The organism is Mesorhizobium sp. WSM4819 (assembly GCF_055811215.1).
Window position 1 is genome coordinate 69,173 of record NZ_JBVVQO010000015.1, and the last position, 23,603, is coordinate 92,775.

17 protein-coding genes and 1 tRNA gene are annotated in these 23,603 nt (G+C 61.7%); 12 read left to right on the forward strand and 6 right to left on the reverse strand.

The features are described from left to right. The first annotated feature begins 208 nt into the window (after window positions 1-208). From AC0L18_RS15905 to AC0L18_RS15920, 4 genes are all read left to right on the forward strand, one after another. Window positions 209-2,023 (forward strand): extracellular solute-binding protein, encoded by a 1,815-nt coding sequence (locus tag AC0L18_RS15905; protein ID WP_473493212.1) that lies wholly within the window; start codon window positions 209-211, stop codon window positions 2,021-2,023. A gap of 23 nt (window positions 2,024-2,046) precedes the next feature. Beyond that, a complete protein-coding gene (locus AC0L18_RS15910) occupies window positions 2,047-2,727 on the forward strand; it encodes a DsbA family oxidoreductase (RefSeq protein WP_473493213.1) in 681 nt (226 codons plus the stop codon). Window positions 2,728-3,238: 511 nt separating this feature from the next. Next, window positions 3,239-5,143, forward strand: a complete 1,905-nt coding sequence (locus tag AC0L18_RS15915) for an ABC transporter ATP-binding protein/permease (protein ID WP_473493214.1) — start codon at window positions 3,239-3,241, stop codon at window positions 5,141-5,143. Window positions 5,144-5,787: 644 nt separating this feature from the next. Continuing rightward, window positions 5,788-9,942 carry a hypothetical protein gene (locus AC0L18_RS15920; protein WP_473493215.1) on the forward strand — a complete coding sequence of 1,385 codons (4,155 nt, stop codon included), beginning with the start codon at window positions 5,788-5,790 and terminating at the stop codon, window positions 9,940-9,942. Between the two features lie 145 nt (window positions 9,943-10,087). Here the strand turns inward: AC0L18_RS15920 and gor are convergent, their stop codons facing one another. The 3 genes from gor to rpiA all read right to left on the reverse strand — a co-directional run bounded on the left by gor (window position 10,088) and on the right by rpiA (window position 12,903). Beyond that, window positions 10,088-11,476 carry a glutathione-disulfide reductase gene (gor, locus tag AC0L18_RS15925; protein WP_473493216.1) on the reverse strand — a complete coding sequence of 463 codons (1,389 nt, stop codon included), beginning with the start codon at window positions 11,474-11,476 and terminating at the stop codon, window positions 10,088-10,090. A gap of 145 nt (window positions 11,477-11,621) precedes the next feature. Next, window positions 11,622-12,188, reverse strand: a complete 567-nt coding sequence (locus AC0L18_RS15930) for a DUF2059 domain-containing protein (RefSeq protein WP_473493217.1) — start codon at window positions 12,186-12,188, stop codon at window positions 11,622-11,624. Then, the gene (gene rpiA, locus AC0L18_RS15935; RefSeq protein WP_236373284.1) at window positions 12,175-12,903 is read right to left on the reverse strand and encodes a ribose-5-phosphate isomerase RpiA; all 729 of its coding nucleotides are present in this window, start codon (window positions 12,901-12,903) and stop codon (window positions 12,175-12,177) included. Before rpiA ends, AC0L18_RS15930 begins: the two co-directional genes overlap by 14 nt. 151 nt (window positions 12,904-13,054) lie before the next feature. On the opposite strand from rpiA, the gene AC0L18_RS15940 reads away from it, so the two are divergent. The 7 genes from AC0L18_RS15940 to AC0L18_RS15970 all read left to right on the forward strand — a co-directional run bounded on the left by AC0L18_RS15940 (window position 13,055) and on the right by AC0L18_RS15970 (window position 19,261). After that, window positions 13,055-13,738 carry a phosphoglycolate phosphatase gene (locus AC0L18_RS15940; protein WP_473493218.1) on the forward strand — a complete coding sequence of 228 codons (684 nt, stop codon included), beginning with the start codon at window positions 13,055-13,057 and terminating at the stop codon, window positions 13,736-13,738. A 128-nt stretch (window positions 13,739-13,866) separates the two neighbouring features. Continuing rightward, a tRNA-Val gene (locus AC0L18_RS15945) sits at window positions 13,867-13,941 on the forward strand. Window positions 13,942-14,388: 447 nt separating this feature from the next. After that, the gene (locus tag AC0L18_RS15950) at window positions 14,389-15,651 is read left to right on the forward strand and encodes an ABC transporter substrate-binding protein (RefSeq protein WP_473493219.1); all 1,263 of its coding nucleotides are present in this window, start codon (window positions 14,389-14,391) and stop codon (window positions 15,649-15,651) included. A gap of 69 nt (window positions 15,652-15,720) precedes the next feature. Continuing rightward, on the forward strand, window positions 15,721-16,788 hold the full coding sequence (locus AC0L18_RS15955) for a carbohydrate ABC transporter permease (RefSeq protein ID WP_473493220.1): 1,068 nt from the start codon (window positions 15,721-15,723) through the stop codon (window positions 16,786-16,788). A gap of 1 nt (window position 16,789) precedes the next feature. Further along, window positions 16,790-17,665 carry a carbohydrate ABC transporter permease gene (locus AC0L18_RS15960; RefSeq protein ID WP_473493221.1) on the forward strand — a complete coding sequence of 292 codons (876 nt, stop codon included), beginning with the start codon at window positions 16,790-16,792 and terminating at the stop codon, window positions 17,663-17,665. 128 nt (window positions 17,666-17,793) lie between these two features. Beyond that, on the forward strand, window positions 17,794-18,879 hold the full coding sequence (locus tag AC0L18_RS15965; RefSeq protein ID WP_473493222.1) for an ABC transporter ATP-binding protein: 1,086 nt from the start codon (window positions 17,794-17,796) through the stop codon (window positions 18,877-18,879). A 124-nt stretch (window positions 18,880-19,003) separates the two neighbouring features. Continuing rightward, window positions 19,004-19,261: a PepSY domain-containing protein gene (locus tag AC0L18_RS15970; protein WP_473493223.1), complete on the forward strand. Its 258-nt coding sequence runs from the start codon at window positions 19,004-19,006 to the stop codon at window positions 19,259-19,261. A 61-nt stretch (window positions 19,262-19,322) separates the two neighbouring features. Here AC0L18_RS15970 and AC0L18_RS15975 read toward each other — a convergent pair whose 3' ends face one another. Next, the gene (locus tag AC0L18_RS15975) at window positions 19,323-21,215 is read right to left on the reverse strand and encodes a L,D-transpeptidase family protein (RefSeq protein WP_473493224.1); all 1,893 of its coding nucleotides are present in this window, start codon (window positions 21,213-21,215) and stop codon (window positions 19,323-19,325) included. A 344-nt stretch (window positions 21,216-21,559) separates the two neighbouring features. Beyond that, window positions 21,560-22,471 carry an alpha/beta hydrolase gene (locus AC0L18_RS15980; protein WP_473493225.1) on the reverse strand — a complete coding sequence of 304 codons (912 nt, stop codon included), beginning with the start codon at window positions 22,469-22,471 and terminating at the stop codon, window positions 21,560-21,562. Window positions 22,472-22,518: 47 nt separating this feature from the next. On the opposite strand from AC0L18_RS15980, the gene AC0L18_RS15985 reads away from it, so the two are divergent. Further along, complete coding sequence (locus tag AC0L18_RS15985) at window positions 22,519-22,971, forward strand: MarR family winged helix-turn-helix transcriptional regulator (RefSeq protein ID WP_091590958.1); 453 nt, start codon at window positions 22,519-22,521, stop codon at window positions 22,969-22,971. Window positions 22,972-22,977: 6 nt separating this feature from the next. On the opposite strand, the gene AC0L18_RS15990 is transcribed toward AC0L18_RS15985, so the two are convergent. Next, complete coding sequence (locus AC0L18_RS15990; protein ID WP_091591738.1) at window positions 22,978-23,589, reverse strand: pyridoxamine 5'-phosphate oxidase family protein; 612 nt, start codon at window positions 23,587-23,589, stop codon at window positions 22,978-22,980. Between the last annotated feature and the right edge of the window lie 14 nt (window positions 23,590-23,603).

Consider the following 23,603-nt stretch of genomic DNA (forward strand, 5'->3'; position numbering starts at 1 on the left):
CCCGGGACCGGCTTCTTCGCGCCGTGTGGTCCAGCTAACTGTTGCCGAAATGAGGCAACAGAATGACTTCGAACGGCGTGTTACACTGCAAGCGGTGCCGAATCCAGCCTGATGTCAGCAATTCTTGAGCTCGCGATTGACCGGGAGGCGGTCGGCTCATGTTAGGGTGCGCTCCGAATCATCACGCCGACCCGGTAAGGAGACGGTCATGGGCCGCGTTCTTGTTTGGCTGATCGCCGCGATCATCACCCTTTCGCCCCAGCCGGCCTTGTCGGAGCCGAAACACGCGATCGCCATGCAGGGCGAGCCGGCGCTGCCGGCCGACTATGCGCATTTCAACTACGTCAAGCCCGATGCGCCGAAGGGCGGCAGCATCACCTATTGCGTCGTTGGCAGCTTCGACAATCTCAACCCTTTCATCCTGAAAAGCCTGCGCACGACGGCACGCGGCATGATCGACAGGATTTTCGGCAATCTCGTCTTCGAGCCGTTGATGCAGCGCAACGACGATGAGGCCTTCAGTCTTTACGGCCTGCTTGCCGACACTGCCGACATGGATCCGGAGCGCAAGAGCATCGAATTCCACCTCGATCCGAGGGCCAAATGGTCTGATGGTCAACCGGTGACTGCGGAAGACGTGCTGTTCACCTACGACGTCTTTACCGAGAAAGGCCGGCCACCCTACAGCGCCCGCATGAGCATGGTCGCCAAACTGGAAAAGACCGGTGACCGCAGCGTGCGCTTTACATTCAACGACAAGGCTAATCGCGAGACTCCGTTGGTTATCGCGATGACGCCGATCGTGCCGAAGCACGCTTTCGACAAGGCGACCTTTGACAGGACCACGCTGAAACCGGTGATCGGCAGCGGCCCCTACACCGTGGCGCATGTGGCGCCTGGCCAGCGCATCGTGTTCAAGCGCAACCCGAATTATTGGGGCAAAGACATCCCCGCCAAGCGCGGTTTCGACAATTACGACCAGATCACCATCGAATATTTCCTCAACGCCAACGCCAAGCTGGAAGCTTTCAAGAAAGGCATCTGCGCTATCGCTGACGACAGCGATCCGGTCAAGCGCGAGCGCGATCTCGACTTCCCGGCCTTCCACAAGGGCGACGTGATCGCAGAAAATTTCGACACCGGCATCCCGCCAGTGGTGACGGGGTTCCTGTTCAACACGCGGCTGCAGAAGTTTTCCAATCCGGTGGTTCGACGCGCGCTCGGCATGCTCTACGACTTCGAATGGGCCAACAAGAACTTGTTTGGCGGCAAGTACATGCGCACCATGAGCTATTGGCAGAATTCCGAGCTGTCGGCACTCGGCCATCCGGCCGACGACAGGGAAAAGGCGCTCCTGGCACCCTACCCGGGTCGTGTGCCGGCCGATGTCATGGACGGCACCTGGCGGCCACCTGTCACCGACGGCTCGGGCCAGGACCGCAGGGTGCTGAAAGCTGCCTTCGACATATTCAAGGGCGCGGGCTATGCCCTGCACGATGGAGTGATGCTCGATCCCGAGGGGAAACCCTTCGGCTTCGAGATCCTGACCGCCTCCCAGAACGAAGAGCGCCTTGCCGCCATCTACCAGCGCACGCTTGCGAAGATCGGCATCGATGTCACCATCCGCAGCCTTGACGGCGACCAGATCCAGTCACGCAAGCAACGTTTCAATTTCGAGGTGCTGATCGGCGCCAGCGGTTTCGAGAACTCGCTGTCGCCGGGCATCGAGCAGTTCGGGCGCTGGGGATCAGCTGCCGCCAATGCCGAAGGGTCGTTCAACCTTGCCGGCGTCGCCGATCCGGCGATAGATGCAGCACTTGAGGCGATGGTCGACGCCCGCAGCCGCGAAGATTATGTTGCCGCCGTCCGGGTCCTCGACAGGTTGTTGATCTCCGGCCACTACATGGTTCCGATGCAGCACAACACGCAGCAATGGCTCGCCTACTGGAGCTATCTGGAACATCCGCGAAAGACCCCCATATCCGGTTATCGACTGCCGACATGGTGGCGCAAGCCGAAGTGACCACTTCGGAACAGGAGATCAAGATGAGCGACGAGAAGTCGATTACCGTCGATGTGGTCTCCGACGTCGTCTGCCCCTGGTGCTTCATCGGCCAGAAGCGGCTCGACAAGGCGATCGCCGCGGCAAACGAGGTCGAGGTGCATATTCGCTGGCGGCCGTTCCAACTCGACCCAACCATCCCGCCCGAAGGCAAGGATCGCCGCGAATACATGATGGCCAAGTTCGGCAGCGACGAACGCGTCCGCGAGATCCACGCCCGCATCGAGCCATTGGGGGAAGCCGAGGGCATCAACTTCGCCTTCGCCGCCATCAAGATTGCGCCCAAAACGCTGGACGCGCACCGCGTCATCCGCTGGGCTGGTGCCGCCGGCGAGGTCACGCAGAACCGGCTGGTGCGACGTCTGTTCCAGTTGAATTTCGAGGAAGGCGCCAATCTCGGCGACCATGCCGTTCTGATCAACGCCGCCCGCGAGGCCGGCATGGATGCGTCCATCGTCGAGACGCTTTTGCCGACGGACGCCGATGTCGAGGCGGTGCGCACCGAAATCGCCACCGCTTCGCGCATGGGTATCACGGGCGTGCCGTGCTTCCTGCTTGAGGGCAAATATGCGGTGATGGGCGCGCAAGACGTTGACACGCTCAGCGACGCCATTCGCCAGGTTGCGGCGGCGAAGGCGCGGGGCGAGTTGGAGAAAGCGACCTGATAGACGCCTTTCCATAAGCGCGTTTGGCCATAGCCGCGTTTGGCGGCATTGCCACAGCAGCCCTCCGGTCACTTTCCGGCTACAGCCAGATCGATTTGGCGACAAGCATGACCAAGCGTCTTTGCGTTGATTCGTCTTCCGCAGCTTAAAAATCGGCCGATCGACCACGCTCTTCCCATAACAAAACTGTGCAAAAGCTTTCCCCTGGGGAAGATGTTGGCGCGCGTATGCATGCACCGGCAACGCATTGAAATCATAAAGATAATGTGCGTCGAGAGCGGCATCGCATGGCGTCGGCCGCTGTTGCTTAATGGCAACGCCGAGGGGTTCAATCCTCCACAGGCCGAGAAAACATAATTGAAAATGATCAATTGGTGTTACTGTCTGTAACAAAACTAGAAGAGGTTTGGGCGGGATTGTGATTCGGGTCGGCAGACCAGAGCGACATTCAATATCGGAAAAATGCCTCCGCGGCGCCGCAAGGTCGCCGCTCCTGACACCGGTTTCCTCGATGCGCAGCTTCTGGGGACTGATGCGGGCCTACTGGTTCTCGGACCGCTGGGTGGAGGCCTGGACGCTGACGCTGGTCATCGCCCTGTTTACCGCGCTCTCCAGCAAGGCCGGTGTCTGGTTCGCCGAAGCATCCGGGGAACTGGTCAACTCGATCGCCTTCTACCACGATGCCGCGAACACCACGCCCCTCGCATCGCTGCTGACCAACGCCGGCGTGCTCGTCCTCCTGGTCGTGCTCAAGGACGCGGGCTTTACCGGCGTCCGCACTTTTGTTTCGGCGACGCTGCATCGCAAATGGCGCGGTTGGCTGGACAGCCGTTTCAACGCAGCGCTTCTCGACAACAATCACACGCATTTCCATGCCCAGCACGGTTCCTCCGGCGCTGCTGCTCCCGACAATATCGACCAGCGCGTCCAGGAATCGATAAAGGACATGACCGGCGGAGCCATTGGCCTCGCCATGGGGGTCATGGCTGTCGCCACATCGCTGTTTTTCGTCGGCCAAAAACTGCTTGAAACCTCGGCAGAGGTGAAAGGGCTGGAGTTCCTCGGCAGCTATGGCAGCGCGGTCCTGGCTTTCCTGGCGGTCGCCATTTACGTGCCGCTGAACACTTGGATCGCGGTGAAGCTCGGCAGGTTGCTGGAACGGCTCAACATCCGGATGCAGCAATCCGAAGGCAGTTATCGCGGCGAGCTGACCACGTTCCTGCGCCGCAGTTTCCACGTCGCCGCCTCCCAGGGCGAGAATGTGCAAAGGACCATGCACGACCGGCTTTATGTCGACATCGACCGCACCTGGGCAAGGCTCAACATCGTCAACACCAGCTATCGTTCTTTCGAGTTGGTCTACACTTTCATCGGCGCCCGCATTGTCGCCTATGCGCCGGGCCTGGTGCCCTACATCCACAATCGTTTCGACCTCAAGGGCTACATAACCGGCTCCGAGATGGTCAACTCGCTCATCGGTCAATGTTCGTGGTTCATCCATGTCATGCCTTCCATTGCGGCGCTGCGCGCCAACAGCCAACGCGTGACCGAACTCGCCAACGCGATCGAAAACGTCCAACACCCGCAGGAATTCTACAGTCTCACCGGCTGTTCCGATTTCCGCTACGACCGTCAGAACCCGGTTTTCGGCTTGACCATCCAGAAACTCGAGCTGACCCACCAGGGCGAGGACGCCACCCCCTTCCTGAGTGCTGCGAATTTGCGCTTCCGGCGTGGCGAGTGGACGTTCCTGAAGGGCGAATCCGGTTGCGGCAAGACATCGCTGATCAAGGCGATCAACGGCCTGTGGCCCTATGGCCGCGGCTCCATCGTCTTCCCGGAAGGGGTCGAAAGTTTCTATGCCGCCCAGGAGGTCAAGCTGCAGCAGGTCTCGCTGAAGCAACTGGTCTGCCTGCCCGGTTCAGAGCGCGATCACACCGACACGCAGGTTGCATCGGCTCTTCACAAAGCCGGCCTTGGCGATTTCATCGAACACATGGCCGATGAAAGCCGTGACGGAATGAGCTGGGACCAGGTGCTTTCGGGCGGCCAGAAACAGAAGCTGGTTGTCGCTCGTATCGTGCTGCAGCAGCCGGGGCTGCTGTTCCTCGACGAGGCGACCGGGGCGCTCGATCCCGAAGGGAAGATCGCTTTCCATCAGGCGATCAAGGACAATTGTCCAGATGTCACGGTGATCTCGATCATGCACGAGGCCGTGCCGCCAAGGTCGCTTTCAGGCGCCGAATTCTACCACAGCATCGTTGCCATCGCGGACGGCGTCGCGACCAAAAAGCCGCTGGCGCCGAGCCTGCCGGTCGAGCTCACCACCATCCTCGCGCATCCCAGGCCGGTCGCGGAAGCAAGGCCGGTCGAGGAAAGATGGCTGCGATTCCCTCGCCGCATCAGACAGAAATAGCGGCGAACAGAATATCGTTGCCCAGTGTCGCATCGGATTGGTGATCTAAAATTGCGCTCGAGTGGCGCTGCACCATTGCAAAGGCGCTCGTGCAGAGCCTGTCTCGCGTGCGAAGCCCGCGCGACCGGTGAAGCCATGACAAGGTAGCGATGCCCATTTCCTGGAGGAGGTCTGAATCGATCGATTTACTCCGAATGGTAGCGTTTGCCATCGGCACGCTAAACCCATTGAGCAGCTGTGCCCCGAACCGGAGGCATGTGAGAATAGCTGAATAGCTTGGGAATGACCGAGGCGTGCCGCGATGGCCACCAGCAACGGTTGCTACCGAATTTGGAGTAGACCCCGCAAGCGGGCATTTGCCCCAGACCTTGGTTATTTCCATTTTCCGGCTTCAGCACGGGGGGATGGTGATGCGCAGATGGAATTCTGGTCTGGCGCTGGCAGAATCGCACCCGACCGCCAATGACGCCCAAAAGGGGCGATGGGAAGGGCGCTTAGCAACAGCCCTGCTCCGGACTTTCGGGACTGTCGTCGTCGGCCTATTCGTCGGCGCGCCTGGTCTAGCTCTGGCGGACGAGGTGCCGGGAGAGTTCTTGGGCAGGTGGAGCACACGATGCAGCGACACAAATGCGCCGAAGATCGAGATGGCCGCGAACAGCATCGCAATCACCGTCGGCGGCAAGACCTACCGATATACCGGGATTAACGCGAGCCGCACTTGGTATGGCGGCGTAAAGGCCGACGGCAACCGCGTCTGGCTCCCGACGAGCAAGCGGCCCGGACGGAAATTCGCCTTCGTAGCTGCCCCGCCCCCCTTTGGAGCTGAGGGCCCTATGGTGCTCGAGGAGGGAGTGCCGGAGGAGTCCGACGAGATCAGGTCCATATTTGGAGCACAATTCCGTCGCTGCAAGCTCGGCCTTCGGGCCTCGGCGCAGCAGCGGCGGATGCAGCCAGATGGGCCAGCGACCATCGCGGCCGGCGACGGTCAGATAGCAAACTGCAGCAGTGGCATCGTAAGGGGCTTGAAACCCGGAGGCGACGGGTTCCTGGCCGTAAGGGCCGGGCCGGGAACAAGCCACCGCATGCTGGACCGCCTTCAAAACGGAGAATCGGTGTGGCTCTGCGACCAGCGCGGCGACTGGGTCGGGATCGTCTACGGCCACGAGGATTGCGGCACCGAAGGCTCGGGATACACCGGATCCTGTCGCGCCGGGTGGGCTCACGGGCGATGGATCAAACTGGTGGCGGGGCCCACGTCCGTCGAGGCCGGGCGGGGACCGAGTTTCGACTGCGCTCGCGCGAGAACACCCCCTGAACAGGCGATTTGCGAATCGGCTGAATTGAGCCAGCTCGACGCGAAAATGTCGGCGGTTTTTGAAGCCGCGCTTTTCGCAACCGTCAACGAGTCGGAAACTGACGCGGCCCGTAGTGCGCAAAGAGATTTTATGGCGCAACGTGATCGCTGTGGTTCCGACAGCGCGTGCCTGACGCAAGCATACAGTGAGCGGCTCTCTGCGCTGGCGGCCGCGGCAAGCCCGGTCCTCGGGCAGGAAGCTGACGCGAGCGGCTCGCCGTCTTCCCAAACCGCCGATCTTGCCGCTCTGCGCAGCCTTCCGGCGGGCATCCAGAGCATAAGCTTCGATGACTTCAATGGTATCCCGTTGTTCGGCCCTGCCGATCGGGCTTCCTTCCCCGTTTTCATGACCCTGGTCAAGCTCGGAACAATGCCTCAGTTTCTTGAGCAGAATGAGTGCACGGTCGTTCGCGCGCTTTTCACCCCTGAGTTCATTGGGCAGTTCGCCCGTCCCTATGAGTGCGCCGGCGACAGGCTCATCTGGCTCGGCGCGGACGAATTCGCCACCGCCGAGGCCAGGCGAAGCTTCCACGACAAGTATGGAAAGATGGTGCTGGCGCTTGCGCCGAAGCTGCCGCTGACCATTGCCTTCGTCGATGACATTGCGCTTGGCCTCTACGACGAGGCGAAGACGGCATTCCCTGTCGGTGGGTACAGCAACCAGTTCGGGTCGATGGGGCAACCCTCGAGCATCGCAGTCGATCTGAGCAGGGATGTCCCCACCTGGCTGAACGTTTCTTTCTTTCCCAATTTCGAGTGGCCGGAGCCATTTCTGCCTATGAAAAGCGCGGGCGCGGCGCGCGATTTCATTGCTGAAGTGAACTCCTGGCCTTATGCGGAACACAACTCTCCCATGCCTGCGGCGACCGGGCAACGTACGGTGCGCCGAGTTACGGTGCTTGAATTTGCTTCCTTCGACCCGAAAACCGCGCGCTTGGAGTTCAGTCTCAAGGCCATCAGCCTCCACAATCTCGATCTGACGCGAAAGCTTTATGATTTCCCGGTGACCAAGCCGATCGACTCTTTCTCATCGGGAGATATCCCCGAACGGCTCGTGGTCGCGTCGCCTGCGCCGCTGGACGAGTTCTATCTTAACCTCAGGATCGTTGGCGAAGCCGGCGAGAACGCGCCCGAAAAGGTATGGGCACGTTTGGTGGAACTGGTCGCGCAGCGCGACAGGGAGTTCTGGAGTCGGCCCGGGAAATCGAAAGAGGTTCTTTCCCACGACAACGCGCGGCGTCCGTTTTTCGGCAACGGTGAGGATGGCGCGGTTTCCATCGCCTTCAAGCGCTGGGCGATAGCCTACGTGGCTGGTTTACCCGACGAAATCGAACTTGTTGGCGACTATACGAATGGAAGCATCGATCGCGACGGGCATTATACTTTTCAAGCGCTGAAAGCCAACGGAGGTCCCGGAATCTACTCCGGTGCTATCGCGGCGATCGGGCTGCAATCCGACCAGGTTGTAAGCGTCGGCGGCTTCGACAATCTGCTTCTCACACTGCCCAATCGGCCTGATTTCTATGTCCTCGACGTGGACGGCGAGACCATGCTTCCGTTTGCTGGCCGCAGGCTGCTGTGGAAAGCCGTTTTCAAGACCGGTCCGCGGCAATCGGTCAGCGCCGAAGCAAGCAAGGCGCTGCTTCTTCATCTCGAGCCGATATCCCTGACTCTGGAGGAGCAAGGCGTCGAGATCGCGCGCCAGACCTTTGAAGCCGTTCCCCGGCTGGATGGCGGCTTTTCGGTTGATGCGCCCGCCTCGCCCGCCGGCGCGGCGCTGTTCGATGCTCCCGTCGCCCTTTCTGGCGGCTTGACCAATACGCTCGTTGCGGCCGCGCTTGATCCGACCCAGGCGGATGACGGCTTCGAGAGGCTGGTCATTCAGCGCTGGCACCTGGAACAGAAAGGTGAGCTGTTTGGCGGTCGGTTCTTCGTCGAAGGCAAGCGCCTTCCTGGCACGGAGGAAGCACGCGCCTTGTTTCCGGATCTCGCTGCTTGGGCCCGCGCCCGCATTCCCGCGTTTCCGATCCGGCTTACAATCAAGGCTGACGTGGAGCGTAGCCCTGGCGTCGAGTTCGCCGGCTGGCAGAGTTTGGCCTGCTTATCCGATGCATTGACACAGGATGACAGATTCCGCGTTGGGAGGGGATTAGGGGCCGCGATCGCTCAGAAGGGGCTCGCGATGAACGGAGTAGGGTCTTGGGGCGTGGAAGACGAGTTGCGCGTGGCGGCTCTTGGCCTTGAGCCGGTGGCATCATCCTTCGTTCATCAGGTCGGCTGTGAAGTTGGTTCCGGGCCTGATGCCGATCCAATGAAGATATTCGCCGTCACGGAAGCTTCCCTGCCGGTACCCCCGCCATTGGGGAAAGCGGAGAAACTGAGCGCTGAGGTCACGCTCCAGATCAACGCCATCGCGCCCGTCGACACCAAGCCAAACTATCTCGACCTCCTGCCCGACGATGTGGCCGCGCACCTGTTTTCGGGAGGGGCATCGAAGGATCAGACACCAGCAGAGACGTTCATCCGCATGGACGCCGATCTTGTCGAAGTCGCCTATCGCGATGCGAGCGGCCGGGAAATCGCCCGGCTGTCAGCCGATCCGGCGGCGACGCTTTCCGGCCTTCTTCGAAAGTTTGAGAAGAAATCCGCCGAAATTCTGCGCAAGCCTGAGGCGGGGGAGGCCTATGGACCCGATATGATCGGCATCCAACTTGGCATATCCTTTGACGAGGCTGAAGCGATCATTCAGAGGCACATGCGGGTTGGGCGGGTACTCACGGGAATGCGCGCCAGTCCGGGTGCCCAGCCGACTGGATCAATCACGCCCGCGACGTCGGGCAAGCTTTTCATTTCGGCCGACGAGCGCGAATTCGTCGCTATCTTCGATGATGCGCCAGCCGTCGAAGGACGAGTACTCGCCGCTTGGCGTCGAATCTATCTGGATCCGGAACAAATGCCGGAGACTGAGGTGATCGAAGGGTTGCGGAGCAAATATGGCACCCCAATCACGAGAACGATCGAGGCCGGCGTGCGCAATTTCTGGTCCACACCTGCTGGCAATGACTGCCAGGGATACTTCGACCATGGCGGCGCGCGTCCCGCTCTTGGCGCCTCCTGGCGCGAGAATGGCGTCCCCGCAAATCTCGCGTTGCCGGATGGTCGCCCGGTACCCGACGCCATGCTGCCGATGGCGATGGTGAACCCGCTCGATCCTTCGAATCAGCAACTCGCCAAATGCGGACCGGTCTTCACCGCCGAGTTCTCCTTCGATGCTTCCCGCAGCGTAAAGGCGGGCTATCCGACTACTGACCGGGATTGGATCGAACAAATTATCAGCGATGTCGGCCCCTATATGAAGGCATTCAGCGCGAGTAGGCTGGCTCTTCAGGGCGACGGGGCAAACGTGCCGGGAAAGGCCCAAACGGGTGCCGCGGTGAAATTCTGAGCGCAGTCGAACCTGAATAACTTTCGGGTCTGTCAAGTATGGCCATTTGGAGGGGCTGTTTGACAATTCAAAATTTGCGGTCGAGTGGCGCTGCACCATTGCCTTGGTGCATAGATGCATCATTGGTGACGATACGGGAAAAACGTCAGGCGCGCTCGCCGTCCCTCACCCGGTAGGTCGGCTTGTACATGGTGACGAGTTCTTCCGCCGCGGTCGGGTGCACGGCCATCGTGCGATCGAAGTCATCCTTGGTCAGCCCGGCCTTCAGCGGAATGCCGAGAAGCTGCGCCATCTCGCCGGCATCAGGCCCGAGGATATGGGCGCCGAGCACCTTTTTCGAGGCGCCGTCGACCACCAGCTTCATCAGCATCATTTCGTCGCGGCCCGACAGCGTGTTGCGCATCGGCCGGAAGCTGGCGCGGTAGACCTCAACGTCGGCAAAACGCTTTATGGCCTCGTCTTCCGACAGGCCGACCGTGCCGATCTCGGGCTGCGAGAATACCGCGGTGGCGATCGTTTCATGGTCGGGCGCGGTCGGGTTGCCCTTGAAGGCGGTCTCGACGAAACACATCGCCTCATGGATCGCCACTGGCGTCAGTTGCACGCGGTTGGTGACGTCACCGATCGCCCAGATGTTGTCGATGCTGGTGCGCGAATATTGATCCACATGGATAGCGCCGGTCCTGGTCATCTCGATGCCGATGCCCTCAAGCCCCATGTTTTCGGTGTTGGGGAGACGCCCGATGGCGAGCATGACCTGATCGACCGTCAGCACTTTGCCGCCGGTGACGACTGCGTCGAGGCGCCCGTCCGGACGCTTCCTGACCCATTCGGATACGGCATGGCAGAGGATTTTTATCCCCTTCTTTTCCATCGTCTCGTGCAGCATGCGCCTGAGATCCATGTCGAAGCGGGAGAGGATCTCCTTGCCGCGATAGACCAGCGTTGTGTCGACGCCGAGGCCGTGAAAGATGTTGGCGAATTCGACGGCAATATAGCCGCCGCCCTCGATCATGATCGCGTCAGGCAATTCCTTGAGATCGAAGGCCTCGTTGGAAAAGATACAATGCTCATGGCCGGGCAGAGCCGGGTGCGGTGCCGGGCGGCCGCCGGTGGCGATGAGAATCTGGTCGGCGGTGACGGTGCGGTCCTCGCCGAGAAGATGCACCGCATGCGGATCGATCAGCATGGCGCGTGACTGAAACGTCTCGCCGCCGGCGCCTTGGACATTTTTCCTGTAGATGGCTTCCAGCCGGCTGATCTCGCGATCCTTGTTGGCAACCAATTTCTGCCAGTCGAAGCTCGCCTGCGGCACGGTCCAGCCGTAACCGGCGGCGTCGGCAAAGTGCTCGGGAAATTGCGAGGCATAGACATAGAGCTTCTTCGGCACGCAGCCGCGGATGACGCAGGTGCCGCCATAGCGGTATTCCTCGGCAATGCCGACGCGCTTGCCGAGTGCCGCCGCCATGCGCGCCGCCCTCACCCCGCCGGAGCCGCCGCCGATGACGAAAAGATCGTAGTCATAGACGGCCATGGCGCGGCTCCTTGCCCTTCAAAAATGTCTGAGACAGGTAGGCTGCAAACCGCCAAAAGAAAAGCCCGGACGCAGCCCATCCTGTCGGACGTGCAACGGAGGCGGGCTTTCCGGTCCAGCAGCGATGACGCCGCCGGAAACAGGCTCAGTTCTTCGGTGCTTCCGGCTGCGTGCCATCAGCAGGAGCCGCGGCATTTGCCGGTGCTGCGGCCTTTGCCGCCGCGGCCAGCGTTTCGCCGACCTGCTGGGCGAGATCGCGAGCGAGGCCGTTCTGCCATATCTCGGCGGCCTTGAGCAGCTCACGCGTCACGGCCTGGCCGCTGTCGAGCAGTTTCTTGCCGGTATCGGAATTGTAGAAAGCGGCGATTTCGGTAAGCTCTTTTTCAGAAAATACCTTGGCATAGGCCAGGGCCGCTTCCTTCTCGAGATCGGCGCGGCGCGAGGCCAGCGCCAGAGCCTTTTCGCTAACCGTTCTGCCGATCAGCTCCTGCATGTCCGGGTTCTTTTGAATAAGCTGCTGCTGAAGCGCGGCGGCGGCCTGCGGCAGGATGTTGTCGAACGGGTCCGTCGCGTCGATCGCCGCGACTGCGGCGCGGGCTGCCTTAAGATGCCCTTCGTTGACGTCCTGCGAGAACGCCGGTGATGAAAACGCAAAGACGGCTGAAGCTGCCAGAATTGCAGAAAAACGGCGAACCCGGTTATGCAACGTCATGATCGGTAGAACTCCCTGGTTTTCGGGCGGCATGGACGGTTTGGACGCCGTCGCCGGCTATGATGGCCGCTGATGCCAGCCCGATGAAAAGACCATGCTCGACCACGCCCGGAATGGCATGGAGAGCATTCGAAAGCGCTCTTGTATCCGGAATGCGGCCAAAAGATGCATCGAGGATAAAATGGCCGCCGTCTGTAACAAAAGGCTGGCTTCCCGTCATCCTCAATGTGACGGGGCCGGAAAGGCCGAGCCTTCCGGCTGCCGCGGCGACCGCGATTTCAGTGGCACGCAGGCCGAACGGGTTGACCTCGATCGGCAGTGGAAAACGGCCGAGCGTCTCGACCATCTTCGAACGGTCGGCAATGACGATCATGCGGGCGGAAGCCGCCGCCACGATCTTTTCGCGCAGCAGCGCACCGCCGCCGCCCTTGATCAATGTCAGCTCCGGATCGATCTCGTCGGCGCCGTCGATGGTAAGGTCGAGCTCGGGCGTTTCTTCGAGCGTCGACAGCGGCACGCCAAGCTCGCCGCAGAGGATGGCGGTGCGCTCCGAGGTCGGCACGCCGATAATGGTAAGTCCGGTGGCGACCTTTTCGGCGAGCAGCCGCACGAACTCGTCGGCCGTCGAGCCGGTGCCGATGCCAAGCCGCATGCCATCGCTGACATGGGCAAGTGCCGCCCGCGCGGCCTCGACCTTCAGTTGCCTCGCATCCATGCTTTGCCCCGGATTTCGCTTGTTTCGGCGCTCCTAGCATCTTTGCCCGTCCGGTCAAAGACTTTGCCCTGTGGATTGCGCTGGCACGGCTTGCCTGGATGGGCTGCAGCGGCTATCGCCTGCCGGCAGCGCAATCGTCACAGGACATGCCATGACCCGACCGATCATCGTGTTCGACCTCGACGGGACGCTGGTCGACACAGCGCCGGACCTGCTCGACAGCCTCAACCACAGCCTTGCCGCCAGCGAACTCGCAGCCGTCGACGAGGCCGGCTTCAAGCGCTTCGTCGGCCATGGCGGCCGGGTGATGATCGAGCGCGCGCACGCCGCGCAGCAGAGATCGCTGGTGGTGGAGGAACACGACCGATTGCTAAAACTGTTCCTCGATCATTACACCGACAACATCCCGGGCAAATCGCGCCCCTACCCCGGCGTCGTCGAGGCGATCGCCCGATTCGAGGCAGCCGGCTATCTCCTGGCCGTCTGCACGAACAAATACGAAGCCAACTCGGTGGCGCTGATCGAGGCGCTCGGCCTGGCGAAGCATTTCGCTGCGATTTGCGGTCAGGACACGTTTGCGTTCCGCAAGCCCGACCCGCGCCATCTGACCGAAACCATTTTGTTGGCCGGCGGCGATCCGCACCGCGCGCTGATGGTCGGTGATTCGCAGACCGACATCGATACGGCGAAGGCGGCCGGCATTCCCGTGGTGGCAGTGGATTTCGGCTACACCGACCGCCATGTGCGCGAATTCGAACCGTCGGCGGTGATCTCGCATTTCGATGCGCTGACGCTTGGTCTGGCCGAACGCCTGATTGCCGCTGCCGGGCACTGAGCGCGACGGCGACCGGACCGCTCCCGGCGGGGTTGCATTCGGTCTTCGTCGGAACGCCAGCACATCGCCTTGACTTCCCCGGCCGGCCTCCCTTATATCGCGGCGCGCTTGGCCTTCGGGCAACGAGCGGGCGATTAGCTCAGCGGGAGAGCACACCCTTCACACGGGTGGGGTCGCAGGTTCAATCCCTGCATCGCCCACCAATACCCGCTTCCCGTACAAAGTTACCATCCGCTTCGGAGCCGCCTACGCTTCGAACTTCCGCCTCATCGCAAGGTTTGCCATGACCCGGTTCATGCGATTCGCCAGGCAGCCGGGGACACATCACAAGGCGCTGTCTACCCTTGGAATCGCTCAAGCTGCACATTGAACGCGGCCGGGAGAAAGTTGACGCAGGATAAAATCGTCCTAGGTGAACTGCTATCTTCAGTGGCCCGCGAACTGACGAGGGGAAATCGCCGTCGACCTGCTGCTCCGATTAGTAAAACTGCGCAATTGCAAATGCGTCCGGCTTCCGCGAACATTGCTGGACCCCATCAAGGGCCCGTAGCGGCCGACCCGAAACTGAGCGCTGGCTTCCCGGCCCGCTGTCCTGGCGGCCTCGCCTTGGATCCAGCCAGCGTCCTTAAGTCAAAAGGGAGGAACATCCGATGAAACTGACAAAACGCCTCACCGGTGTGGTGATCGCGTCGACCTGTCTGTGTGCGCCCGCGCTGGCGCAGACCAAGTTGACCATGTGGTATCACGGCGCCGGCAATGAAGTGGAGTCGCGAATCCTCAACCAGATTATTTCCGACTTCAACACCAGCCAGTCCGACTGGACGGTGACCATCGAGAGCTTCCCCGAGAAGAGCTACAATGATTCCGTCGCGGCGGCGGCCCTGGCGGGCAACCTGCCCGACATCCTGGATGTGGACGGGCCCGTCATGCCCAATTGGGCCTGGGCCGGCTATCTGCAGCCGCTGCCGATCGACGAGAGCGAGTTCGCCGACTTCCTGCCCGGCACCAAAGGTGTGTGGGACGGCAAGCTCTATTCGGTCGGTCTGTGGGACGCGGCGGTGGCGCTTTTTGCACGCCAATCCACGCTGGACGAGTTGGGCTTGCGCACCCCGACCCTCGACAAGCCCTGGTCGAGAGAGGAATTCATGGCCGCGCTCGATGCCGCCAAGGCCTCCGGCAAGTTTGAATTCGCCCTTGATCTCGGCATGAACGACCAGGCCGAGTGGTATTCCTACGCCTTCTCGCCGTTCCTGCAGAGCTTCGGCGGCGACATTGTCGACCGTTCGACCTACAAGACGGCGGAAGGCGCGCTGAACGGCGAGGCTGCGCAGGCGTTTGGCAAGTGGTGGCAAGCGCTGTTTCCCGGAGGCTATGCGCCTGGCACCAGCGAGGACCCGGCCGATCAGCAGACCGGTTTCATCGGCGGCAAGTTCGCCTTCCAGTGGAACGGCAACTGGCGCGCGGTGGCAACGATGGAAGCCGTGGATGACGTCGTCTTCCTTCCAGCCTCCGATTTCGGCGCCGGCAACAAGATCGGCGCGGGATCTTGGCAATTCGGCGTGTCGGCCAAGTCAAAACATCCGGAAGGCGCTGCCGAGTTCATCAAGTTCGCCGCGCAGGACAAGTACCTTGCCGCCTTCTCCGACGGCATCGGCCTGATCCCGCCGACTCCCTCGGCGGCGCAGATGACGAAGAACTACAAGGATGGCGGCCCGCTCGCGGTGTTCTTCGACCTCTCCAAGGCACAAGCCCTGGTGCGCCCGGTCACCCCGGGCTACGTGGTCCAGGCCAAGGTCTTCACCAAGGCACTGGCCGATATCGCCAATGGCGCCGACGTGGCCGACACGCTTGACGCGGCGGTCGACGAGATCGACGCCGACATCGAAAGCAATGGTGGCTACGGTCACCGCTAGTTCTGTCGCGCCGGGGTCCTCGCCAGCCGCGGACTCCACCCTCTCTGGCTTGCTGGGCGGATACCGCAAATGGCGTCGAAACTAACCCTGTCGAACCGGGCGGGCTGGACATTCGCCCTGCCGGGCTTCGCACTCATCTTTACATTCATCGTGCTGCCGTTTTTATTCGCGATCGGTCTGTCATTGACAAATCAGCGGCTGCTGTCACCGAACCCGACCCAGTTCGTCGGGTTGGAAAACTATCAGCAGCTCCTGGGCCTTGCTGTGGTGACCCTCAAGCCAGAGCGCGACGATGCTGGCGAAGTGGTCCGAAACGAGGCCGGCGAAATCCAGTATCCCCGCCTGCGTGAGATCACCCGTAGCGACGACTATCCTCAGTATCGCGGCATGCGCGAGTGGTTTCGCTGGCAGTCCGGCGAAAACGTCATGATCGTCATCGCCAGCGACGTTGTGTTCATGAAGGCGCTGGTAAACACCTTCCTGTTCGTCCTGGTCGTGGCGCCGGTACAGGGCAGCCTCGCTCTGATGCTTGCTTTGCTGATCAACCACAAGGTCAGGGGCATCAACCTGTTCCGGACCATCTACTTCATGCCGGTGGTGGTCTCCATCGTCGTGGTCTCGCTCCTCTGGCGGTTCATCTATGACGGCCAGAACGGGCTGTTGAACAGCATCCTCCAGGCCCTCACCTTCGGCCTCTTCCAGCCCGTCGACTGGCTCGGCAATCCCTCGACGGCGCTGCCCGCAGTCATGGCCATGTCAATCTGGCAGGCCGTCGGCTTCCACATGGTCATCTGGCTGGCGGGGTTGCAGACGATCAGCCCCACGCTCTACGAGGCCGCCGCCATCGAGGGGGCTTCGAGATGGCAGACCTTCCGCTATGTCACCTGGCCCGGCCTGCGCAACACCGCCGTGCTTGTCCTTGTCGTGATCACCATGCAGGGCTTCGCGCTTTTCGCCCAGATCGACGTGATGACCAATGGCGGTCCGCTCGACAGCACCCAGACCCTCGTCTTCCAGGCGGTCGAGCGCGGCTACGGCAAGCAGGACATCTCCGGCGGCTCGACCATCTCGGTCATCCTGTTCGCGATCGTGCTGGCGATCTCACTCATCCAGCGCTGGCTGACACGGGAGCGTTAGGATGGCCTTCGATCCCGACAATTACGGCCTCAGACTGTTCGCCCGCTATCTGGTGCTGTGCCTGATCGCGCTGATCTTCGTCTTTCCGCTCGTGTTCATGATCAACTCGAGCTTCAAGCCGGACAGTCAGCTTCTCGCGGACACTTCCAGCCTGCGTGCATTCCTGCCCGTCGGCGACATCAGCCTCAACAACTATTTCGGTGCGTTCCGGCGGGCGCCTGTCGGCCTGTTCGTCCTAAACTCGGTTCTGGTCACCGGGGTGACCGTCCTTCTCTCGCTGCTGATCTGTTCGCTGGCCGCGTTCTCCTTTGCTTTCCTGCGGTGGAAGGGGCGCGATGTCCTGCTCTCGATCGTCATCGCGACGCTGATCATCCCTTTCGAGACCATCGCTATCCCGCTCCTGCTCCTGGTCTCGAAACTGCCCTGGATCGGGCTTGATGGGCTGCATTGGGGCTGGCTCAATACCTACCGGGTGCAGATCATCCCGTGGATCGCCGACGGACTGACGATCTTCCTGTTCGTGCAGTATTTCAAAGGGCTGCCGGGCGAACTGATCGAGGCAAGCCGGGTGGAGGGCGCGAATTGGTGGCAGGTCTACTATCGCGTCGTCATGCCGCTTTCAGGGCCGGTACTGGCGACTGCCGCCATCCTGAAATTCCTCGTCATGTACAACCAATATCTCTGGCCGCTGATCGTGGTGCAGCAGGAAGGCTATCGCCCGGTCATGGTCGGCCTCGGCTACTTCTTTCAACTCAACGTCGCCTGGGGCGAAGTCATGGCTTATCTCACCCTTATCACCGTCCCGGTGCTGGTCTTCTACCTGTTGCTGCAGCGCGCCTTCATCGCGTCGATCGCCTCGACCGGCGTGAAGGGCTGACTGCATGGCTCTAGCGCTCAAACGCCAGTGGATCTGGGACGGCCGGTCAGCCCCATTCCTCAAGGCCGACCAATCGATCGGAGACCCCGAATTGCCGCACATGAATCAGGAAACGGGAGCCATCGCTCATGGCTGAGGTCTCACTCAAGGGCGTCAAGAAATCCTTCGGTCGCGTCGAAATCATCAAAGGCGTCGATATCCACATCAACGACGGCGAGTTCGTCGTCTTTGTCGGACCGTCGGGCTGCGGGAAGTCCACCTTGCTGCGCATGATCGCCGGACTCGAGGACATCACCGAAGGCACCCTCGAGATCGGAGGCCGGGTGGTCAACCAGCTGCAGCCCAAGCAACGCGGTGTTGCGATGGTGTTCCAGAGCTATGCCATCTTTCCGCACATGACCGTGCGCGAGAACATCGCGTTCGGCCTTACGATCGCGGGCGCTTCCAGGCAGGAAAAGCAGCAGAAGGTGGCCGAGGCCGCACGCATCCTGCAAATGGAACATTTGCTCGACCGCCGGCCAAGTCAGCTTTCGGGCGGCCAGCGCCAGCGCGTCGCCATCGGGCGCGCAATCACCCGGAAACCGGCCGTATTCCTGTTTGACGAGCCGCTCTCCAACCTCGACGCCGCACTGCGCATGGACATGCGCATGGAAATCGGCCGGCTGCGCAGGCAACTGGGCACAACGATGATCTATGTCACCCACGACCAGGTCGAGGCGATGACGCTGGCTGACAGGATCGTCGTGCTGAAGGACGGTCAAGTCATGCAGATCGGAGCGCCGATGGAGCTCTATCACGAGCCGGCCAACAGGTTCGTAGCCGGCTTTCTCGGAGCCCCGTCGATGAATTTCCTGAACGTCGATGTCCTCGCCCTCGATGGCGAAGCGGCAATGGTTGGCAACCAATCCCTGGAGCCGATCAGGGTAGCGACCAGAAGGCGCGCCTTCCGGAAAGACGGCAAGGCCATCCTGGGTGTCCGTCCGCAGCACCTGCGGCCGGTGCAATCTGGAAAAGGCTTGCTGCATGGCATCGTGGCACATGCCGAGCGATTGGGCAGCGAGACGGTCGTGGACCTGACACTTCGCGATAACAGCGAACTCATTGCGGCCTTCAATGAAGACAAGGTTTTTCAACCGGGTGACGCTCTGGAACTCACGTTCGACACGGCCTTGGCCCACCTCTTCCCCGACGAAGGTGAGTTGCAGACGCATTAGCATGAGCAAACGACAATGCGTCGGCGCAATTCGCTTGTGTCCATTCCGGAACCCGGAACAAACCTGCCCGGAACAAACCTGCATGGCCGCGAGTTTCTACTTTTGCGAGAAGCGAGGGAAAGCCATGTTCAGACTTGTTTTGGCGACAGGCGTCGTAGTTCTCTTTTTCGGTGAACCGGCCCTTGCCGCAGACGGAAGTCCGTTGCCGCCGCAGAATGCCAAAAAACTGTCGGAAATAATCGCCAAGGTCGAGCAACGCGACGACTTCCGCTATGTCGACGAGGTCGCCTGGGACAGCGGCGCCTACACCGTTACTTATTACACGACAGACAAGGCGAAGGTCGAAATCAACTATGATCCGGTGACAGCCGAGCCCAAATAGATCGCCGCATCCCTTGGCGGCGCGGCCGGTTCCGGCGCCCGCTCCCCCTGCGTTAGCGTCCTCAGCTCGCCGGCGAGCGCACGGCTTCCGTGCTGTCGAGCGCCTGCTGCAGCCGCGTGTCGCGGTCGTAGACGTCGCTGAAATATTCGACTTTGCCGGACATATCAGGCCAGGCGGTGAAATAGGCGACATAGACCGGGATCCTGCGCGCTACCTTCTCCGTCGCATGTCCGTGCTTCAGCTTCTCCGCGATGTCGTCGACCGAGGTGCCGAGCACCGCCGCCGCCATGCCGCGCGGATCCTGCAGGCGAACGCAGCCATGGCTGAGCGCGCGCATGTCACGCTCGAAAAACGTCTTTTGCGGCGTGTCGTGCATGTAGATGGCGTGCTTGTTGGGGAACAGGATCTTCAGTTCGCCCAGCGCATTGGCCTCGCTCGGCAGCTGGCGCACGCCATAAGGTATTTTTGCGCCATAGGCGCCCCAATTGACCGAGGAGGACGGAATGCGTTTGCCGCGCGCATTGACCACTTCGTAGCCGGCGCGGTCGAGATAGCCGGGATCCCTGCGCAGCCGGGGCAGCATCTCGTTGACGAGGATCGACTGCGGCACGCCCCAATAGGGATGGAAGTCGACCTGCTCGAGTTGATCGTAGAAGAAGGAAGTCTGGTTGGTGGTCTTGCCGATGACGACGCGGGTCTTCAGCTTCTCCTCGCCATTTTCGATATAGGTCGCGGTAAACGCCGGCTGGTTGATGAAGACACGCGGGCTGCCGAGATCGGATGGCAGCCAGCGCAACTCTTCCAGCGCGACCTGCACCTTTTGAATCTTGTCGGCTTTGGACGTCCCGACCAGCGCCGCGACGGTGCGCGGACCGATGACGCCGTCGCCCTTCATGCCAGCCTTTTTCTGGACCGCCTTGATGACCGGCACCAGTTCCGGATCATAGACCTCGCTGGTGGCGAGCCTGGCCAATATCTCGCCATAGGCGCCGCCCATCTCGTCGTCGAGATTGCGCGCGATCTTCGCCAGAAGCTTCGGCAGTTCGGGGCTGCTCTCTTCCGGCTTCAGCAACAGCTTGGGATCGACGACGATCTCGTCGTCGGCGCTGGCCTGAAGTGATTCCAGTTCGACGCGCAGCGCCTGGTATTCGGCGTTCTGCGGATGCCGTGATTCGAGATAGGTGCGCACTTGCTGGGTGCGCGTCAGCGTTTTCAGCACGCCTTCCATGTCGAGCGGCTTGGCCGGGAAATCATAGTAGCCGGTGATGCGATTGGGATCGACGCGGCCACTATGCGCGTCGCGGACATAGCGCAAGACGCGCGCTGACAGCGCCATCTCGAAGCGGACGAGCTGCTTGAGCCGCGCATCGGCGCTGCCGGTCGATGCGCCGGCGGCAGGCACTTCAACCGTATAGTCGGCCGGCATGAGGCCATAGCTGGTCGCCTCGCCAAGCACCCGCACCGCATCTTGCGCGCGACTGTTGGCATTGGCTCCCGTCACCCAGACGAAATCCGGATTGGCCGCGTAATAGGCGACGAGTGCCTTGGCGATGTCCTTCTCGGCGTAGAGCTCGTAATCGTGGAGTCCGGCAATCGCTTCGCGGAAGGCAGCGCCGGTGGCGGACGACGGCTGGAACGCGGCGTCCTGCGGCATTGCCGGCTCCGGCGCTGCCGTCAGCGTCGAGAAGTCGACGCGCACGAGCGGGTCGCTCTTGTAGGTGTAATAGGACGGGCTGCGGATACGAGAGGCAGCGGGCGCCGTGGCATATGGCTTGTATTTCAGCCTCTGCCTCGACGGCGGCAGGGGGAAATCGCCTCGCGGCGAATGCCTGACACCACCGCCGAAGAGTCTCTCGAAAAACCCTTGCGCGTCTGCCTGCGGCACGCCGAAGGCCAGCATTGCCGCGACCGCCGCAAGCGGCATCACGGTTGCCTTGTTTCCGAGGAATTTCATGGAATCACCCGCTCCGGCTGCAGCCGGCTCCCGTTCCGCATCGCTTGACGGTCTCGCCCACCGCATCATGGATGTAGGGCGCGACTACACCGATTCATACTGATTTCGTTAAGCTTTCATAAATTTCAGAACGTCTCTGTTGCAGAACGGTTTCACAACGGTGGCAGCCGAAGCGAATCGGCTCCGTTCCGGCTCCAGCGAATAGCACTGAGGCCGGGCGATGACGCCGCCGGCGATGGGAATCAACTCGACCAGCCGCATTCGGTTGCAAGGAAGCGCTCTTCCTCGAATCGCTCTTCCTTGAAGCGGTCGACTTTTGACACGCAGGTCGAAGCCGCCGGTGTTTAATGCAGCGATACCGGCTGCCGGTGTTCGGCAACGAAGCCGACCGCACGCTCGACCACGCCCTTGTCGGCGAGGATGCGGCGGTGGCCGAGCCCGTCGGCCCAGTACAGCCGCACATGGTCGCCGGCGCCGGCATAGAGCCTTGCATGGTCGGCGGACACTTCGCGGTCGTCCGGCGCATGGATGACCAGCGTTGGCACCGGCGTGCCGGCAAGCTGACGGTCGCCGGTGAATTCGTGCAGCGGTCGCCCGGCGATGCGTTCGACCCGGTCGGCCATGGCGGCCTGCGAGCGTGGGCCGACACTGAGCATGCGGCTGAAATCGTTGAAGATCGCAGGCAGTGAGCTCGGCGCCGCGATCAGCACCAGCCGCCCGGCCCGCAGCGGCGGAATGGCCTTGACCGAACCGGCGACGGCATTGGCGGCGACGGCGCCGCCGAAGGAATGGCCGACGACCGCCACGAACGGGCCGAACCACTCGCCGGTCAGCCGAGCGGCCTCGACAGCGCTGACCAATGTCAGCCGGCGGCCCTGCGATTGGCCGTGGCCCGGCAGGTCGAGCGAGACAACCTTGTAACCGGCGTCACGATAGGCTTCGATCAGCGTGCGCATATATTCGGTGCGCGAACGCCAGCCATGGATGACGAGCACCGTGCCGGCGGCCCGCCTGCCCGGCTCTGGCCTGAATTCATGCACCATGACGCAGCCGTTTTTGGTCTTCAGCCGATGATGGCGCGCCTCGGCCATGAAGCCGGCGGCGCGGTCGACGGCGCGTCGCTCGCCGTCGCTGAGAATTTTGGCGTTCGGCGTGCGGCAGAACAGTTCGAACGCCGCGCGCCCGGTAAGGCGGGGAGCCACATGTTCGGCGGCGGCAAACACGCCCTGGATGACCTTCAATCCAAATGATGCCATAGTGGCGATCCATCCATTCGTTCAAGCGTGAACATAATAGTTCAAACATGAACATTAAACAAGAGCTGCCCTGGGACAACCCGCGTTTTCGCAACTGGGTCGCGGTGGCGCGCGCCTGCCATGTCCTGGAACGCACGCTGGCAGTGAAGCTTGCGCCGCTGGACCTGAAGCCGGCGCAGCTCGACGTGCTGATGAATCTTTACCGCCATCCCGGCATGTCGCAGCACGATCTCGCCCGCCGGCTGCTGGTCGGCCGTTCCAACATCACCATGCTGCTGCCGCAACTCGAGACACGCGGCCTGCTGCGCCGCGAAGGCGATCAGAAGGACAAGCGCGTGCTGCGCCTGACCCTGACCGAAGCCGGCACGGAACTGCTGATGCAGGCGCTGAAGGTTCATATGGCGCTGATCGAGAAAGCGATGAGCCAGTCGACGCCGGAGCAATGCGACATGATCGGCGAGCAGATGCGCAAAATTGCCGACGTGCTCAAGGAAGCGTGACCCCGCTCACCACATCGACTTTTTCGCGCGCTCCGGCCATTCCCTGTCGTAAGCCTCGCCGTCGATGCCTTTCCGGCTGGTGATTTCCAGGATCTTTCCGGGTGTCGGCAGCGACTTCGGGTCGACATGCCTCGCCGGGTTCCACAGTTCCGACCGATGGACGGCGCGAGCGCACTGGAAATATACCGAATCGACATCGATGACCGTGACCGAACGCGCCGGTCGGCCGTCGACGCTGAACGAGGCACACAGCGCGGCATCCGTGGTGATGTGGGCGCGGCCGTTGACGCGCAGCGTGGTGCCGCAGCCTGGGACCAGGAACAACAGGCCGACGCGCGGATCGCGAATGATGTTTTTTAGCGAATCGGCACGGTTGTTGCCGCGCCGGTCCGGCATCATCAGGGTTTTCGGATCATGGATGCGGACGAAGCCGGCGAGATCGCCGCGCGGCGAGCAATCCAGCCCTTCCGGCCCGCTGGTCGCGAGCGCGGCAAAAGGCGAGGCCTCGATGAAGGCGGCGTATTCGGGAATGACATGGTCGAGTTCCTTGACCAGCGACGTCTCGCCGGGCAGCCCATAGAGCGCTTCGAGCTGTTCGACCGTGGTGATCACGGACATGTTTTCGCCTCCGA

Bases quoted from the DNA above. Each gene is read 5' to 3' on its own strand.
- AC0L18_RS15905 (WP_473493212.1), top strand. From the start codon at position 209: ATGGGCCGCGTTCTTGTTTGGCTGATCGCCGCGATCATCACCCTTTCG.
- AC0L18_RS15910 (WP_473493213.1), top strand. From the start codon at position 2,047: ATGAGCGACGAGAAGTCGATTACCGTCGATGTGGTCTCCGACGTCGTC.
- AC0L18_RS15915 (WP_473493214.1), top strand. From the start codon at position 3,239: ATGCGCAGCTTCTGGGGACTGATGCGGGCCTACTGGTTCTCGGACCGC.
- AC0L18_RS15920 (WP_473493215.1), top strand. From the start codon at position 5,788: ATGGCCGCGAACAGCATCGCAATCACCGTCGGCGGCAAGACCTACCGA.
- gor (WP_473493216.1), bottom strand. From the start codon at position 11,476: ATGGCCGTCTATGACTACGATCTTTTCGTCATCGGCGGCGGCTCCGGC.
- AC0L18_RS15930 (WP_473493217.1), bottom strand. From the start codon at position 12,188: ATGACGTTGCATAACCGGGTTCGCCGTTTTTCTGCAATTCTGGCAGCT.
- rpiA (WP_236373284.1), bottom strand. From the start codon at position 12,903: ATGGATGCGAGGCAACTGAAGGTCGAGGCCGCGCGGGCGGCACTTGCC.
- AC0L18_RS15940 (WP_473493218.1), top strand. From the start codon at position 13,055: ATGACCCGACCGATCATCGTGTTCGACCTCGACGGGACGCTGGTCGAC.
- AC0L18_RS15950 (WP_473493219.1), top strand. From the start codon at position 14,389: ATGAAACTGACAAAACGCCTCACCGGTGTGGTGATCGCGTCGACCTGT.
- AC0L18_RS15955 (WP_473493220.1), top strand. From the start codon at position 15,721: ATGGCGTCGAAACTAACCCTGTCGAACCGGGCGGGCTGGACATTCGCC.
- AC0L18_RS15960 (WP_473493221.1), top strand. From the start codon at position 16,790: ATGGCCTTCGATCCCGACAATTACGGCCTCAGACTGTTCGCCCGCTAT.
- AC0L18_RS15965 (WP_473493222.1), top strand. From the start codon at position 17,794: ATGGCTGAGGTCTCACTCAAGGGCGTCAAGAAATCCTTCGGTCGCGTC.
- AC0L18_RS15970 (WP_473493223.1), top strand. From the start codon at position 19,004: ATGTTCAGACTTGTTTTGGCGACAGGCGTCGTAGTTCTCTTTTTCGGT.
- AC0L18_RS15975 (WP_473493224.1), bottom strand. From the start codon at position 21,215: ATGAAATTCCTCGGAAACAAGGCAACCGTGATGCCGCTTGCGGCGGTC.
- AC0L18_RS15980 (WP_473493225.1), bottom strand. From the start codon at position 22,471: ATGGCATCATTTGGATTGAAGGTCATCCAGGGCGTGTTTGCCGCCGCC.
- AC0L18_RS15985 (WP_091590958.1), top strand. From the start codon at position 22,519: ATGAACATTAAACAAGAGCTGCCCTGGGACAACCCGCGTTTTCGCAAC.
- AC0L18_RS15990 (WP_091591738.1), bottom strand. From the start codon at position 23,589: ATGTCCGTGATCACCACGGTCGAACAGCTCGAAGCGCTCTATGGGCTG.